14 protein-coding genes are annotated in these 15,850 nt (G+C 69.4%); 9 read left to right on the forward strand and 5 right to left on the reverse strand.

The features are described 5' to 3' along the window. Window positions 1-20 precede the first annotated feature (20 nt). The 5 genes from AC1DHD_RS01700 to AC1DHD_RS01720 are packed head-to-tail and all read left to right on the forward strand — an operon-like array spanning window position 21 to window position 5,878. Entirely contained in the window at window positions 21-731 is a 711-nt protein-coding gene (locus AC1DHD_RS01700) for an NUDIX hydrolase (protein WP_476878034.1), read from the forward strand. Next, on the forward strand, window positions 728-2,026 hold the full coding sequence (gene nadA / locus AC1DHD_RS01705; RefSeq protein ID WP_476878020.1) for a quinolinate synthase NadA: 1,299 nt from the start codon (window positions 728-730) through the stop codon (window positions 2,024-2,026). The genes AC1DHD_RS01700 and nadA overlap by 4 nt, the downstream gene beginning before the upstream one ends. Beyond that, entirely contained in the window at window positions 2,023-3,807 is a 1,785-nt protein-coding gene (locus AC1DHD_RS01710) for an L-aspartate oxidase (RefSeq protein WP_476878021.1), read from the forward strand. Before nadA ends, AC1DHD_RS01710 begins: the two co-directional genes overlap by 4 nt. Then, window positions 3,804-4,718: a carboxylating nicotinate-nucleotide diphosphorylase gene (gene nadC / locus AC1DHD_RS01715; RefSeq protein WP_476878022.1), complete on the forward strand. Its 915-nt coding sequence runs from the start codon at window positions 3,804-3,806 to the stop codon at window positions 4,716-4,718. Before AC1DHD_RS01710 ends, nadC begins: the two co-directional genes overlap by 4 nt. An 8-nt stretch (window positions 4,719-4,726) precedes the next feature. Continuing rightward, entirely contained in the window at window positions 4,727-5,878 is a 1,152-nt protein-coding gene (locus AC1DHD_RS01720; RefSeq protein ID WP_476878023.1) for a cysteine desulfurase family protein, read from the forward strand. Here the strand turns inward: AC1DHD_RS01720 and AC1DHD_RS01725 are convergent. Both AC1DHD_RS01725 and AC1DHD_RS01730 read right to left on the reverse strand, forming a co-directional pair. Then, window positions 5,875-6,393: a GtrA family protein gene (locus AC1DHD_RS01725; protein WP_476878024.1), complete on the reverse strand. Its 519-nt coding sequence runs from the start codon at window positions 6,391-6,393 to the stop codon at window positions 5,875-5,877. The two genes, AC1DHD_RS01720 and AC1DHD_RS01725, sit on opposite strands and share 4 nt — an antisense overlap. A 4-nt stretch (window positions 6,394-6,397) precedes the next feature. Then, window positions 6,398-7,072: a DUF1684 domain-containing protein gene (locus tag AC1DHD_RS01730; protein ID WP_476878025.1), complete on the reverse strand. Its 675-nt coding sequence runs from the start codon at window positions 7,070-7,072 to the stop codon at window positions 6,398-6,400. 85 nt (window positions 7,073-7,157) lie between these two features. Here AC1DHD_RS01730 and AC1DHD_RS01735 point away from each other — a divergent pair, with 85 nt between their 5' ends. The 3 genes from AC1DHD_RS01735 to AC1DHD_RS01745 are packed head-to-tail and all read left to right on the forward strand — an operon-like array spanning window position 7,158 to window position 10,238. Continuing rightward, window positions 7,158-8,552, forward strand: coding sequence for a M20/M25/M40 family metallo-hydrolase (locus tag AC1DHD_RS01735; protein ID WP_476878026.1), 1,395 nt, complete (start codon window positions 7,158-7,160; stop codon window positions 8,550-8,552). Between the two features lie 29 nt (window positions 8,553-8,581). Further along, on the forward strand, window positions 8,582-9,415 hold the full coding sequence (locus tag AC1DHD_RS01740; RefSeq protein ID WP_476878027.1) for a hypothetical protein: 834 nt from the start codon (window positions 8,582-8,584) through the stop codon (window positions 9,413-9,415). A gap of 16 nt (window positions 9,416-9,431) precedes the next feature. Beyond that, window positions 9,432-10,238, forward strand: a complete 807-nt coding sequence (locus AC1DHD_RS01745; RefSeq protein ID WP_476878028.1) for a transglutaminase-like domain-containing protein — start codon at window positions 9,432-9,434, stop codon at window positions 10,236-10,238. Window positions 10,239-10,261: 23 nt separating this feature from the next. Here AC1DHD_RS01745 and AC1DHD_RS01750 read toward each other — a convergent pair whose 3' ends face one another. Together AC1DHD_RS01750 and AC1DHD_RS01755 are read right to left on the reverse strand one after the other, a co-directional pair. Then, window positions 10,262-10,720, reverse strand: a complete 459-nt coding sequence (locus AC1DHD_RS01750) for a MarR family winged helix-turn-helix transcriptional regulator (protein WP_476878029.1) — start codon at window positions 10,718-10,720, stop codon at window positions 10,262-10,264. Next, a complete protein-coding gene (locus AC1DHD_RS01755; RefSeq protein WP_476878030.1) occupies window positions 10,720-11,823 on the reverse strand; it encodes an LLM class flavin-dependent oxidoreductase in 1,104 nt (367 codons plus the stop codon). Before AC1DHD_RS01755 ends, AC1DHD_RS01750 begins: the two co-directional genes overlap by 1 nt. A 144-nt stretch (window positions 11,824-11,967) precedes the next feature. On the opposite strand from AC1DHD_RS01755, the gene AC1DHD_RS01760 reads away from it, so the two are divergent. Beyond that, window positions 11,968-13,476 (forward strand): MFS transporter, encoded by a 1,509-nt coding sequence (locus AC1DHD_RS01760; protein WP_476878031.1) that lies wholly within the window; start codon window positions 11,968-11,970, stop codon window positions 13,474-13,476. Window positions 13,477-13,512: 36 nt separating this feature from the next. On the opposite strand, the gene AC1DHD_RS01765 is transcribed toward AC1DHD_RS01760, so the two are convergent. Beyond that, a partial coding sequence (locus AC1DHD_RS01765; protein ID WP_476878032.1) for an efflux RND transporter permease subunit occupies window positions 13,513-15,850 on the reverse strand: 2,338 nt, incomplete at its 5' end.

Raw genomic sequence — 15,850 nt, forward strand, 5'->3', positions numbered from 1 at the left:
GAACGCGGGGGTCGATCTCCATCTACACCTCTCCAGCCAACGTCTCCGAGCGCCAGCTCGCGCCGCCGTCGCTGGCCATCTCCACGGTGATTTTCGCCCTGCGGCCCAGCGAGCGCTCCGGCCGCCCCACCCTGTGGATCCCCCTGGTGCGCAGAATCAGGGAACCGTTCAAAGGGCTCTGGGCGCTGCCCGGCGGACCGCTGACCCATTCGGAATCGTTGCAGGACGCCGCGTCCCGCAACCTGCGTGAGACCACCGGGCTTGCCCCCAATTACCTTGAGCAGCTCTATGCGTTTGGCGGCCTGCACCGCTCACCCTCGCAGCGGGTGGTGTCGATCGTCTACTGGGCGCTCGTCCAGCCCACGGAGGCCGCCCTCGCCGACGAATCCGAAAACGTCCGCTGGTTCCGGGCAGACCGCCTCGGCGAGCTGGCGTTCGACCACAACACCATCGTCGACTACGCCCTGTGGCGGCTCCGCAACAAGATGGCCTACGGCTCCATCGCCTACCACCTGCTCGGCGAATACTTCACCCTCGGTCAGGTCCGCGAAGTCTACGAAGCCGTCCTGGACCGCGAACTGGATCCGGCCAACTTCCGCCGCCAGATCAAGGCCACACCGGAGATCGAAGAAACCGACGAATACCTGCAGGGCGGCAAACACCGGCCTCCCCGTCTTTACCGCTTTACCGGCCGCCCCGGCCTTGACCCAGACAACAGGAGCACACCATGAGCAGCGTCAACACGGCGATCCAGCTGATCACCCGCGACCAGGCCGAACGCAGCACGCCGGGCTCCACCTGCAGCCCGGCCCTGGCCCGCGGCCCCTGGGACTTCGACCTGGCTGAAGCCCTGGCCGGCGTGCCCGCCTACGGCCCGGGCGCCTCCGTGGCCGACGTCGCTCCGCCCTCGACCCCCCGGCAGGGCCAGCTCCCGGAGGAATACCGGCTTGCCGGCGACGCCGAACTCGACGCCCGGATCCGGGCCGCCAAGGCTGAGCTGGGGGACCGCGCCGTCATCCTGGGCCACTTCTACCAGCGCGACGAAGTGGTCGAATACGCCGACTTCGTGGGCGACTCCTTCCAGCTTGCCAACGCCGCCCTGACCCGGCCGGACGCGGAGGCCATCATCTTCTGCGGCGTGCACTTTATGGCCGAAACGGCGGACATCCTCTCGGCCCCGGACCAGGCCGTCATCCTGCCCAATCTCGCCGCCGGCTGCTCCATGGCCGACATGGCTGACATCGACTCGGTCACCGAATGCTGGGAACAGCTCGAGGAACTGTTCGGCACCGAGCCCGACGCCGACGGCCGGGTTCCGGTCATCCCRGTCACCTACATGAACTCATCGGCCGCGCTGAAGGGTTTCTGCGGCGAGCACGGCGGGATTGTCTGCACCTCGTCCAACGCGGCCACGGTGCTGGAATGGGCGTTCGAACGGGGCCAGCGGGTGCTGTTCTTCCCCGACCAGCACCTGGGCCGCAATACCGCCAAGGCCATGGGCGTGCCGCTGGAACAGATGCCCATGTGGAATCCGCGCGAAGACCTCGGCGGCAATACCGTGCAGGACCTTGAAGACTCCCGGGTCATCCTCTGGCACGGCTTCTGCTCGGTGCACAAGCGCTTCAACGTGGCCCAGATCGAGAAGGCCCGCGCCGACTTCCCGGGCGTGCAGGTCATCGTCCACCCGGAGTGCCCCATGGAGGTGGTCGACGCAGCCGACTCCGCAGGTTCCACCGACTTCATCCGCAAGGCCATCGCCGCCGCCACCGAGCCCACCGTGTTCGCCGTGGGCACGGAGATCAACCTGGTCAACAGGCTGGCCGCCGAGTATCCGCAGCACACCATCTTCTGCCTGGACCCGGTGATCTGCCCCTGCTCCACCATGTACCGGATCCACCCCGGCTACCTCGCCTGGGTCCTGGAAGCCCTGGTGCGCGGTGAGGTGGTCAACCGCATCACGGTGGCGGACGGCGTCGCCGCCCCCGCCCGGGTTGCCCTCGAGCGGATGCTGGCGGCGCGGCCGTGACCAGGCGGCTGGTGGTTGTCGGTTCCGGAATCGCCGGACTGTACGCCGCGCTCCTGGCCTCCGAGCCGGCCGGGGGTCCCGGCGGGGCTCCGGCCGCCGAGGTGGTACTCCTGACCAAGGGCACGCTTGAGGAAAGCAACACCTTCTACGCCCAGGGCGGCGTGGCCGCCGTGCTGTCACCGGGGGAGGCCGCGCCGGGAGACGCCGTGGCGGCGCACATCGCCGACACACTCGCCGCAGGGGCCGGGCACAACGATCCCGAGGCCGTCCGGATCCTGTGCACGGAAGCCGTGCGGGACATCGCCGGGCTGCGCCGTTTTGGCGTGGACTTCGACGTCCGGGACGACGGCGGACCGGCGCTGGGCCTTGAGGCGGCACATTCGGCCGCCCGTATCCTGCACGCCGGCGGTGACGCCACGGGAGCCCGGATAGCCCGCGGGCTGGTGGCTGCGGTCCTCGACCGCGCTGTCCAAGGCCTGCTCCGCGTCGAGACCGGTGCCTTCGTCACCGGGCTGCTGACCGGTGACCCGGGAACCGGGGACCAGGCCGGATCAGTCACCGGCGTCGCCTACCTCGCCGGCGGGCGGCCGAAACAGCTCGACGCCGACGCCGTCCTGCTCGCCACCGGCGGCGCGGGCCGGCTCTTCGCCAGGACCAGCAACCCCGCCGTTGCCACCGCCGACGGCCTGGCCCTGGCCTGGCGCGCGGGTGCGGCCGTCCGGGACCTTGAGTTCTTCCAGTTCCACCCCACCACCCTCGCCGCGGCAGAAGTCCCCGGCGGCCCGCCCGCACTGCTGATCTCCGAAGCGGTGCGGGGAGAGGGTGCCGTCCTGCTGGATCCGGCAGGCTACCGCTTTATGCCGGATTACCACCCCGACGCTGAACTGGCACCGCGCGACGTCGTCTCCCGCAGCATCGCGCTGCACCTGGCCGCCGCAGGACTGCCGGCCGACACCCCGGTGTACCTGGACGCCCGGGGCGTCGAAGCCAGCCGCGGCACCGGGTTCCTGGCCGGGCGCTTTCCCACCATCACCGCAGCCACCCGCGCCACCGGTTACGACTGGACCACCGAGCCGTTGCCCGTCTCTCCGGCGGCACACTACTGGATGGGCGGCGTGGCCACGGACCTGCACGGGCGCACCACCGTGCCCGGGCTCTACGCCGCCGGCGAGGCCGCCTGCACCGGTGCGCAGGGCGCCAACCGGCTGGCCAGCAACTCGCTGCTCGAGGGGTTGGTATTCGGGCGGCGGGCCGTGGAGGATTTCCTCAGAGTTGCAGCCCCGCGCGACGGCACTGCTCCGCGTGCTCCCCACGATCGCCCTAACCTCGCAAGCTCGGCCAGGGAACCCGGATCGTGTGGGCCCACGGCCGCTGGCGGCCTCCACTTGACGCACGCTTCCGCAGCACCGTCGCGCGACTCCTCCCGGGCAGGACCCTCCCCGGCGGTTTCCGAAGCTGGAGTGAAGTCGGTGCCTCGTCCGGGGGAGTTTTCGCGGGCGGCACTTCGGCAGCTGATGACCACCCACGCCGGGGTGCTCCGCCGTGGCGACGGGCTCACTGCCGCCGCGGAGCAGCTGGACCGGTGGGCCGCCGTCGTGCAGCCGGAGGCCCTGACCGACGCCGTCGACCCGCGGGAGCACGAGGACCGCAACCTGCTCCTGGCCGCCCGGCTCCTGGTAGGCGCGGCCGGGGCCCGGACTGTTTCCCTGGGCGCCCACTATCGCGCCGACACGGACCCGGCACCCGCCCCGACCCACTTCATGCAAAGGATCTCGCTATGATCACCCTTCAGGAATCGCCGGCGCAGACCCGCCCGGATCTCGCCGGAAGCCTTCCCGCGGCCGCCGTCGATGCTGTGTTGCGCGCCGCCCTGCTGGAAGACGCCCCGCACGGGGACATCACCTCGCAGACGCTGCTCCCGGCCGACGCCCGTGCCACCGCGGTGCTGGCTGCCCGGGTGCCCGGCGTCTTCAGCGGCGGGGACGTCTTCGCCGCGGCCATGACGCTGGCTGACCCCTCCGCCGTCGTTGATTTACTCGTGCCGGACGGCACCGTCTTCGACGCCGGCACGGCCCTGGCACGGGTGACCGGCAACGCCCGCGGGGTGCTCCTGGCCGAACGGGTGGCGCTGAACCTGGTGCAGCGGATGAGCGCTATCGCCACCCGGACAGCCGAATTTGTGGCGCTGGCGGCAGGCACCGGGGCCCGCATCACCGACACCCGGAAGACCACCCCGGGGCTGCGTGTACTGGAACGCTACGCCGTGCGCTGCGGTGGCGGCGCGAACCACCGGTTCAGCCTCTCCGACGCCGTCCTGGCCAAGGACAACCACTTGGCCGTACTCACCGGCGGCGACCCCGCGAAGCTCACCGCCGTCCTGCGCAGTGCCAGGGAACAGCTGGGGCACACCACGCACTTCGAAGTGGAAGTGGACACCATGGCCCAGATCGAGCCGGTGCTGGCCGCCGGCGTGGACACCATCATGCTGGACAACTTCTCGCTGGCCGAACTCGCCGACGGGGTCAAGCTCGTGGCCGGCCGGGCCCGGGTGGAGGCCAGCGGCAACGTCAACCTGGCCACCGTGGCCGGCATCGCAGCCACCGGCGTGGACGTCATCTCCGTCGGGGCGCTCACCCACAGCGTCACCGCCCTGGACCTTGGCCTCGACGTGGAACTCGAACCGGCCGGCTGAGGCAAGCCGTGATCTTCCTGGACGCCGCGGCCACCACACCGGTCCGCCGCGAGGTGCTCGAGGCCATGTGGCCCTATCTCAGCGGCGACTTCGGCAACCCCTCGAGCCACCATTCCCTGGGTGACACGGCGGCCGCGGCGCTGGCCGCGGCCCGGGCCACCACAGCTGAAGCGCTCGGTTGCCGCCCCGGCGAGGTTATCTTCACCTCCGGCGGGACCGAGGCGGACAACCTCGCCGTGAAGGGCATCGCACTGGCCCGGCACAGCGCGGATCCGCGACTTGACCGGGTGGCGATCAGCGCCGTCGAGCATCCCGCGGTGGAAGAGTCAGCACGCTACCTCGAACGCGTCCACGGTTTCGCGGTGGACGTGATCCCCGTTGACAGCTACGGGCAGGTCACCGACGAGGCGCTCGCGGCAACGCTCCGGCCCGAAACGGCGCTGGTCAGCGTGATGTACGCCAATAACGAGGTGGGGACGGTCCAGCCCGTGGCCCGGCTCGCGGCGATGGCCCGCGAACGTGGCATTCCCTTCCACACCGACGCCGTGCAGGGAGCGGGCTGGCTGTCCCTCGACACACGGGCACTCGGCGTTGATGCCCTGAGTATTTCCGGCCACAAGATCGGCGCCCCCAAGGGCTGCGGCGCGTTGTATGTCCGCGGCCGGACCCGGCTGGAGCCGCTGGTCCACGGCGGCGGGCAGGAACGCGGACGCCGCTCCGGGACCGAAAACGTCGCCGGAGCGGTGGCCCTGGCGACCGCATTGCGCCTCGCCGGGGCGTCCCGCCCGGAGGCCGCAGCGCGGGTCGCGGGCCTGCGGGACGGCTTTATCCGTTCGATCCTGGCGGAGGTGCCAGGGGCGGTGCTCACCGGGCATCCGGGGGAGCGGCTGCCCTCGGTCGCGTCCTTCTGTTTCCCCGGGACCAGCGGGGAATCGGTGCTGCTGGAACTTGAGCGGCAGGGTGTCATTTGTTCCAGCGGTTCGGCCTGCGCCGCGGGCGCCGACGAGCCCTCGCCGGTGCTGCTGGCGATGGGCGTCAGCGCCGAGGTGGCCCAGACCGCCGTTCGCTTCAGCTTCGACTCCAGCATTACGGAAGCCGAACTGTCCGATGCCGCGGCCGCGGTGCGCACCGCCGTCGGCAGCATCCGCTCCCTCGGCTAGCGGTGCCTGGCCCGGCGGAAGATCCAGTGCCGCAGCATGGTGAACCGTACCGCCGTGGCCAGGAAACCGGACAGCGTGGTGGTCCAGAGCTCGTCGGCCACGCTGGCGTCCGGGTTGATCCAATGCAGGATGCCGAGGCTTCCGCCGGTGATCAGCAGGGCCACCAGGATGACAATCAGCCCGTTGAGGTGATCGCGCTTCATCCGGTGGCGCTCGGTGATCTTGAAGGTCAGGCGCCGGTTCAGGGCCGTGTTCAGCAGCGAGGTGATGATCAGCGCGGCGGCGTTGGCCGGCTGCGGCCCGATCCACGGCCGCAGGAACGCATACAGCGCCAGTGAACAGAGCGTGCAGATAACTCCGACGCCGGTGAACCTCAGGAGCTGGCGGACCAGGGGATACCGAAGCAGGCCCCGGTACCGCCGGCGCGTGGCAACCCCCGACGCCGGGACACCTGGCGCGGACACACCGGGCGGGGACTGCGGGGGCGGATCTGCCTGTTGAAGCTGCGACTCCATCCGGTTAGTACAGCTCGCCGGCCGGCAGCTCCACGGCGAGGCGGTTGGAGGGCCCGGCCAGCGGGCACGCCCACGCCTCGTTGTAGGCGCAGGAAGGGTTGTACGCAAAGTTGAAGTCGAGCACGAACTCGGCACCGGATCCCGTGCCGGAGACGCCGTGGAAGGAGCCCTTGATGGTGTCCAGCAGGTAGCGGCCCGCCCCGTAGCTGCCGCCGGGCCGGCCCGCGGTGGCATCGCGGAACGGCACGAAGATTCCGCCGCCGTAACCGTTGAGCTTCCACACCGCCAGCTGCCCCATCTCCGGCAGGTCGAAGGTGCCGAGCCGGACAAACCGGACCACCCCGTCGGTTCCGGTCTCGACGTTCATCTCCCGGCCGGCGCCCTCCGGGGTGATGGGGACGTGGAAGCGGTAGATCGGATCGTAGTCCGCGGTCTTCAGGCCGCCGAAGCTGGCCTTTGCGGCGTCGGTGAGCGGCGAAGCGGGGTGCGTGCCGAACATCCGGTCCCGTTCCTGCCGCCAGTAGGAGTGGGCTTCCGCGGGATTGTCCGCCGCGATCTTCCGGACGGTTGCGTAGAGCGCAAAGGTCCGGAGCCGCCAGTCCGCGATGTCGACGGCGGACATTCGGGTGACGCTGTCCTGTTCGTCGAGGTCCGCTCCGTCAAAGTGCTCATCAGCCATCCCCCAAGCCTAGCCCCGATCCCGTGCCGGAAACGCAGCCGCTGCTGCGGACCTCCCCGGGCTGCCGGCCCGTAGACTTTCGCGCATGCACAACACCGCCGCCGCCGGGGCCGCCGCCCGCGCCGCTGTCCCCGCGGACCGCGCCCGCCGCGCCGCCGCATCCCTGGCTGAACTGGTCAGGTACCGTACCGTCTCCTCCCGGGTTTCCGCCGAGGTGGACGCCGACCAGTTCGAGGCCTTCCTGGCCGCACTCCCGGTTCTGTACCCCGCAGTCCACGCAGCGCTGGAGGTGGAACGCGTCAACGGCCATGCCCTGCTCTTCCGCTGGCCGGGGACCCGCGGAACGGACAGCACTGACAACGGAAACGGCCCGGCGGTACTGATGGCCCACTACGACGTGGTCCCCGCAGGGGACGAGCAGGCGTGGACCCACCCGCCCTTCGCCGGCCACAACGACGGTACCCATCTGTGGGGCCGCGGTACCCTCGACGACAAGGGCCAGCTGGTTGCCATCCTGGAAGCCGCAGAGGCCCTGCTCCTCGATGGCTTCGCCCCGGCACAGGACGTCTACTTTTCCTTCGGGAACAACGAGGAGACCGCCGGCGACAGTGCCGTGGCGGCGGCGGCCCTCCTCGAGGAGCGCGGGATCCGGCCCCGGCTGGTGCTCGACGAAGGCGGCGCCGTGGCCGGTGGCGCCTTTCCCGGCGTCAGCAGGCCGGCCGCCGTGGTGGGCGTTGCCGAAAAGGGGATCCTCGACGTCGAACTCCTCACTCGTGACCCCGGCGGCCACGCCTCGACGCCGCCGCGGATGGGAGCGACGGCCCGGCTGGCCAGGGCCATCACCCGGCTGGAGCGCAGCCCGTTCCCGCAGCGGCTCCCGGACGTGACCGTCGAGATGCTCCGGCGCTTCGGCCCCCATGCACCCGTCCCGCTGCGGATCGCCTTCGCCAAACTGTCCCTGCTCAGGGTCCCGATGACCTGGCTGTTCGGCCGGCTCGGCAACGAAACCAACGCCATGACCCGCACCACAGTGGCCGTCACCACCCTCGAGGGCAGCCCTGGCGCCAACGTGCTCGCGGCCACGGCACGGGCCAACGCAAACATCCGCGTCGCGGTGGGGGATACCGTAGCCGGCACCGTGGAGCGGCTGCGCAAGGTCATCCGCGATCCGAAAGTCGAGCTGCGCGTCGTGGAGGGCAACGAACCCACCCCGGTGTCCGCTTCCACCGGCCCGCAATGGGAGCTGCTGGAAGGCTGCATCGCTGCGACCTTCCCGGAGGCGATCATCACCCCGTACATCATGATGGGGGGAACGGATTCACGCAGGTTCACCGCGATCTGCGATGCCGTGTACCGCTTCGCCCCCTTCGCCATGGATGCGGCGGACCGCGGGTCCATTCACGCCGTTGACGAAAAGATCTCGCTCGAAACGCTGGGCCGTGGCGTCAGCTTTTACGAAACGCTGCTCCGGAAGCTTTGATGCCTAATGGGCCCGGCTACGCTGGCAGCATGACTGGCACGRCACCCTCCCGCGGACTCCGGATCACTGTTGCGCTGGCGCTCGCTGCGGCAGCGCTCGCCGGCTGCAGCAGCGAAAGCAAGGGTGCGCCCACCTGGACGGCGGGCACCCCCGGCGGGAGTACGACGGCGGAGTCTTCCGGCGGCGCTTCGACGCCTGCCGCAGCCGGATCGGCCGGCGGGACGGCGCCGGGGACGGCGACTGCCGGCGCGAGCTCTTCTGCCGGAGCCACCGCCGGAGCGACCGCCGCGGTATGGAAGACCTTCTACGACCCCGGCAAGACTGTCAGCTTCGACCTCCCGCAGGAGTGGATAGCACAGTCGGTCACACCGGCGCAGGGCACCCTCCCTGGCGCCCTCAGGATCGAGGTCAAGGATGCGGAGGGCCGGTACCTGGCCACCCTGCAGACCGGACTTCCGCCGCAGGCACCGGCCGCTTGCAAGTCCGGGGCCGCCAAGCCGTACGTGGTGGTCAGCAGTGTTCCCGTGGAGCTGCCACACCATGCCGGGGAAGGAACCATCGACCCGCACGTGGTGTTCCGGGTCATCCAGGGCTACAAGTACTTCGGCTCCTACGGCATCACGAACGTGGTCGGCGGTGCGGCCGGAAAGTCCTGCTCCCTGCGGAACATCGTGCGCGGCCCCGGCGGCAAGGGGGACTACGCCTTCGGCGACCTGGCCGAGCTCAAGGCGTTCGCCCCGGACCAGAAGGTGGCACCCGCCAAATCCTTTGACACCCTGGCGCAGGCCGACAAATACGTGAACGACGGCTCGGAATTCGCCAACGTCCAGCGGATGCTACTGTCGCTGAAGATCAATAACTAGCACCCTCCGGAGATTCATGGAACGCATTGTGTCCGCACGCCTGGCATTCAAAACCGTGGCTAATACCAAGGTTGCGATGGCGGTGGCCGCGGCTCTCAACCCCGGCTACAGCGGGTTCGAGGAGTCGCTGTCCGTGACCGCCGGCGGGGAGGACGTGGCGCTGACCGAACTCTCGGACCACCACGGCGGGCGCTTCCACTACATGGAGTTTGCCGAACCCACTGAAGTCCTGGTCGAATACGGTGCCACCGTCACGGGGTTCGCCGCCCCGGAGGAGCCCTCCCTCATGGAGCTGATCCGCTACGTCCGGCCGAGCCGGTATGCGGAGTCGGACCGGCTGCTTCCGACCGCCTACGCCGAATTCGGCGGGCTCGACGGTCCCGAACTGCTGTATGCCGTGCGGGACTGGGTCTTYAGCGAACTSCGSTAYGTCAGCGGGTCCTCGCGCGGGACSGACGGYGCCGTCGARACMCTSCTGCACCGSCGCGGKGTKTGCCGGGACTTCGCCCACCTGGCCATCTCGCTGCTGCGGTCCAAGAACGTGCCCGCGCGGCTGGCAGCCGTGTACGCTCCGGGACTGACCCCCATGGACTTCCATGCGGTGGCGGAGGCCCACATCAACGGGGCCTGGCACGTCATCGACCCGACAGGACTGGCACCGCGGGAAAGTATGCTCAGGATTACCGCCGGCCGGGATTCTTCGGATACGGCGTTCCTGTCGACGGTGGGCGGCAGCCTCTCGCTCAGGGAGCTCAAGGTTACCGCCACCGTCACCGGCGAGCTGCCGGCCGAGGACCCCGCGGAACTGGTCGCTCTGCGCTAGTCCCGCCGCCGGTGCCGGCGCGGTCAGCGCGCCTGGACCGAAGCCCTGAGCTTGTCCGTCAGCCGGAGCAGCTCGCGTTGTTCCTCGGCGGTCAGGGCGGGTGCCACCAGCGAGGCGATGTCGCGGACGTGTTCGCGGCCAATTTCCTTTTGCAGTTCCCGCCCCGCGTCGGTCAGCCGGACCAGCACGCCGCGGCCGTCGTCGGGGGCGGGTTTGCGCTCCACGAAGCCCCGCTTCTCCAGCCGCTCCACCAACCGGCTGAGGCTGGACTGGCTCAGCAGCACGTGGTCGTTGAGCTCGTTCTGGCGCAGCCAGCCGGACGGGCAGCCGGAGAGCGTGAACAGGACGTCGTACTCGTTCACGGCCAGGGACTTGAACGCCGGTCCGGTTTGCAGCCGGCGCATCACGGCAACCTGCGCCCGGAACAGCGACTCCCAGGTCTGCGCTGCCAGCCGCACCGGCGATTCAATCCTGGCGGACATCAGGCCTCCTGCGGGGCGGCTTCACGGGCTGCCAGCGACGCGGCCACCCGGCCGGCGTGCGTCGGCGGTTCCGGAACGTGCGCCGGGGTCTTCTCGGCGTACTCCTTGCGCAGCACCGGCAGAACTTCCTCGCCGAACAGGTCCAGCTGCTCCAGGACGGTCTTCAACGGCAGCCCTGCGTGGTCGATCAGGAACAGCTGGCGCTGGTAGTCGCCAAAGTACTCGCGGAAGGTGAGGGTCTTCTCGATGACTTCCTGCGGGCTGCCGACGGTCAGCGGGGTCTGGGAGGTGAAGTCCTCCAGCGACGGGCCGTGGCCGTAGACGGGGGCGTTGTCGAAGTACGGGCGGAACTCCTTGACGGCGTCCTGAGAGTTCTTCCGCATAAAGAACTGGCCGCCGAGGCCCACAATGGCCTGGTCCGCCTTGCCGTGGCCGTAGTGCTCGTAGCGTTCGCGGTACAGGCCGATCAGCTGCTGGTAGTGCTCCTTGGGCCAGAAGATGTTGTTCGCGAAGAAGCCGTCGCCGTAGTAGGCGGCCACTTCGGCGATCTGTGGCGTGCGGATCGAGCCGTGCCAGACGAAGGGGGCCACGCCGTCGAGCGGGCGGGGGGTGGAGGTGAAGTTCTGCAGCGGCGTGCGGTGCTTGCCGGACCAGTTCACCGTGTCCTCGTCCCACAGCCGCCGCAGCAGGCTGTAGTTCTCGATCGCGAGCTCAATCCCGTCCTGGATGTTCTTGCCGAACCAGGGGTACACCGGTGCGGTATTTCCGCGGCCCAGGACCAGGTCAACGCGGCCGTCGGCCAGGTGCTKGAGCATCGCGAAGTCCTCGGCGATCTTCACGGGATCGTTGGTGGTGATCAGCGTCGTGGCCGTGGAGAGGATGATCCGCTCGGTCTGCGCCGCGATGTACGCGAGCGTTGTGGTGGGGGAGGAGGAGAAGAACGGCCGGTTGTGGTGCTCGCCGATGGCGTAGACGTCCATGCCGATTTCTTCGACCTTCTTGGCGATCGCCACGGAGGCCTTGATGCGCTCGTGCTCCGTGGGGGTACGGCCCGTGGTGGGGTCCGTGGTGATGTCGCTGACGCTGAATACGCCGATCTGCATGGTTTTCCTTTCCGGGGCCGGAGACTTCCGGTTGCTACTACTATAACCGATTTATATGCATTTGCATCTATCACCCTCTATAACGTGCGCCACGCCGGGATATTCCACGGTTCCTGCACTGGCCCGGCGGCGGCCGGACCTAGGATGCAATCAGTCGGCTGGCCGCCCGGAGCCCAGCCCGCCCGGAAGGTCGACATGCGCCGCGTTATCGCTTTTCTGTGCCTGGTGGAACTCACCAGCGGAATCCTCCAGGGGTACTACACACCCATCCTCACGGACATCGCCCGGCACCTGGGGATCCACGATGCCGACGTGAACTGGTTTGAGGCGGCCCAGCTGACCGTGAGCGCCCTGGCGGTGCCGGTGCTCGCAAAGCTTGGCGACATGTACGGCCACCGCCGGATCCTCCTCGTCTCCACGGCCCTCACCGCAGCCGCGTCGTGGGGTGTGGCGCTGGCACCGGATTTCTGGACGTTCCTCGCGGCGTGGTCGCTGCAGGGTTTCTACGTGGTCTGGCTCCCGCTGGAAATCGCCCTGGTCTTTAGCCGGGTGCACGCACTGCCCGACGGCGCTGCCCGCACCCGCCGCGCCGCCGGCGCCCTGGTAGGGGCGCTCGAGTTCGGCGTCATCGCCGGCGCCCTCGCCGCCGGTGCCCTGGTGGAAGTCTTCGCCGGAGCGCTGCAGCTGGTCCTGATGCTTCCGGCCGTGGCCGTCACCGCGTGCTGGTTCGTGGTCCGCTTCGGGGTGCCGGAGTCCACCGAACGGAGCGGTGGCCGGGTGGACACCCGCGGCTTTGCACTGCTCGCCGTCGGGCTGCTCCTGATCACCTCCGGGCTGACCTTTATGCGGCTCAACGGTCCCGGCGCCTGGTGGCCGTGGGCACTGGCAGCGGCCGGGCTGCTGGTCTTTATCCCCTTCACCCGGGTGGAGCTGGGCCGGAAGGATCCATTGGTCGACATCCGGATGCTGCGCGCGCCATCCATGTGGCCGGTGCAGCTGACGGCAGGGCTGTTCGGCGTCTCGGTGCTGGGCGCCCAGGCCCCGCTGTCCACCTTTGCCCGGACGGATCCGGCTCTGCACGGTTACGGGCTGGGCCTGCGCGCGGGGCATGTCTCCATCATTATCGGCGTCTACGTCCTTGCCCTGCTGGTGGGAGCCCTGCTCTATCCGGTGGTCACGCGAAGACTCACCCCGCGGTGGACACTGGTGGGCGCGGCGGTCTGCGTCGGACTGGGCTATCTCCTCTTCCTGCCGTTCCACGCCAGCCTGGCGGAGGCCCTGGTGAACATGGCGGTGGCCGGCCTGGGCTCCGGCGCGCTGGTGGCAGCCCTGCCCTCGGCAGCTGCTGCCGCGGCACCCCTTGACCGCACCGCCATGGCGACCGGCCTGACCAACACCACCAAGACGATCGGCGGCGCCTTCGCCTCGGCCGTGTTCGGCATCGCGCTGCTCAGCCATGTCCTGGGCGACGGCGGTGCTGCCGCCACCGCGGGATCGACGGCGGCCCCCCTGGCCGGCTACCTCACTGTGTGGAGCATCTGCGGGATCACCGGCCTGGCAGCGGCAGCGGCGCTGGTCCTCGTCCCCAAACTGGCCTTCTCTGACCCGGCCCCGGCCCGCGCCGCCGAGGCCACCGCCGTCGCTCCCCACTAGCCGTAGCAGCGCGGCAGGGCGACGCGGTCGCGGACGTCAGTTACGGAGGGCTGGGGCCTCGTCCGGCTCATCCGCCCCGGAGTCACGGTACGCCGGTGCGCTGGCCGCAGCAGGCTGGGCCAGCCGCCCGTGGGAGGCTTCGCTGCCGCCGGCCCGCTGGAGTGCTTTCCGTTCCCGACGGCCCTCCACCACCCGGTAGAGCACGGGCACCAGGATCAGCGTCAGCGCGGTCGAGGAGATGAGGCCGCCAATCACCACAATGGCCAGGGGCTGCGAGATGAACCCGCCGCCTCCGGTCAGGCCCAGCGCCATGGGTGTCAGCGCGAAAACGGTGGCCAGCGCGGTCATCAGGATCGGGCGGAGGCGCTGCCGTGCGCCGTGGGTGATTGCCTCGGCGACGCTCATCCCAGGTTCGCCGTTGCGGGGCTGGCGGTACTGGTTGATCAGGTCAATGAGCACGATCGCGTTGGTCACCACAATGCCCACCAGCATAAGCATGCCGATCAGTGACGGCAGGCCCAGCGGGACGCCGGTCAGGACCAGCAGGGCAATGGCGCCGGTGGCCGCGAAGGGAATCGACACCAGCAGGATCAGCGGCTGCACGAGCGACTTGAACGCGGCCACCATGATGACGTAGACGATCGCGATGGCGGCGAGCAGCGCCAGACCCAACTGGGCGAAGGAGTCGGCCTGCTGCGTGGTGGCGCCGCCGATTTCCGCCGTAACGCCCGGCGGGAGCTGGACCGACTTCAGCCGGGCCTGCACCTCGGTGCTCACGGCACCAAGGTTGGCGCCCGACGGCRTGACCGAAACCCGCGCGGTGCGCTGGCCGTTGCTGGCCGTGATGGAAACCGGAACATCAACCTGGGCCACCGAGGCGATCGAGGACAGCGGAACCGGACCCCGCGCCGTCGGCAGCGGGAGGTCGCGGACGGCGGCGATGCTGGTGAACCTGGTGCCCTCGCCGATCCGGACCGGGAAGTCGTTGGTGCCGATGCGGACAGTGCCGGCCGGGATCGGGCTGACGGTGGACGCCAGGATGCCTCCGACCTGCTCTTCGTTGAGGCCGGCCGCAACGGCCTTGGCGCGGTCCACCTTGACCTGTACGACCGGCTGGTTCGCGGCCAGGTTGGTGCTGACCTCGGAGGAGCCCGGGACGCCGTCCATGGCCTTGACCATGGCATCGCTGGCCGTTTTCAAATCGCTGGAGCTGGCAGCCTTCAGGGTGATGTCCACCGTCGAGGTGGTCCCGAAGCCGCCCTGTTGCGAGCCTACGGTGATCTTTCCGGCGCCGGAGATCTTGGCGAGCTCGGTGCGGACGGTGTCCTGCAGCGTGCCCTGGTTGGCTTTCTCCTCGGTCACCACCGTGAAGGTGGAGTTCGCCGCGCCGGTGGACTGCAGGGCGGAGAAGCCGGTCTGCGCGTTACCGGTGGTGACCTGGACGTCCTTGATCCCGTCGATGCCGCGCAGTGCCTTCTCGACCTTGACGGCGGCCGGGCTGCCCTCGGACAGGCTGGTGCCGGCCGGAAGGGCCTGCTTCACAGTCATACTGTTCTCGCCGGAGCGGCCCAGCAGGTCGGTCGCGAGCAGCGGCGACATAGCGGCGGTACCGCCAAGGACCAAGACTGCGGCCACCAGGGTGATCACGGGGTGCCGCTGGGTCTTGGTGAGGATCGGCAGGTAGCCGCGCTGCAGGAAGCTGCGCTGCTCCGCCTCGTGTGCCTTCGCGGCCGCTTCCCTGGCGGAGGCCGCGGTGGCCTCAACCTTGTCCGCCGGGGTCCGCAGGAACCAGTACGCCAGTACGGGGACGATGGTCAGGGACACCAGGAGCGAGGAAATCAGCGCGATAGTCACGGTCAGGGCGAAGGGCCGGAATAGCTCTCCGGCCAGACCGGCGACGAACGCGATCGGCAGGAAGACCGCCACCGTGGTGAGGGTGGAGGCCGTGATGGCGCCGGCGACTTCGCGGATAGAGGTCAGGATGGCGGTGATCTTCTGCTCGCCGTAGCTCAGGTGCCGCTTGATGTTCTCGATCACCACAATCGAGTCGTCCACGACGCGGCCGATCGCGATGGTCAGTGCGCCGAGGGTCAGGATGTTCAGCGAGTAGCCCGTCGCCGAGAGCCCGATGAAGGTGATCAGCAGGGACAGCGGGATGGACACGGCCGTGACCAGGGTCGAGCGGATGGAGAGCAGGAAGACCAGGATGACGGCGACGGCAAAGCCGAGGCCGAGGAGCCCCTCGGTGGTGAGGTCCTTAATGGACTTTTCGATGAACGGGGCCTGGTCGAATACCGGTGTGAACTTGGCGTTGGAGCCGAGCTCGGCCTCGAGTTCCGGGATGGCGTCCTTGACGGCGTGGGAGATACCGACG

Source organism: Arthrobacter sp. 05L45_2, assembly GCF_056397525.1.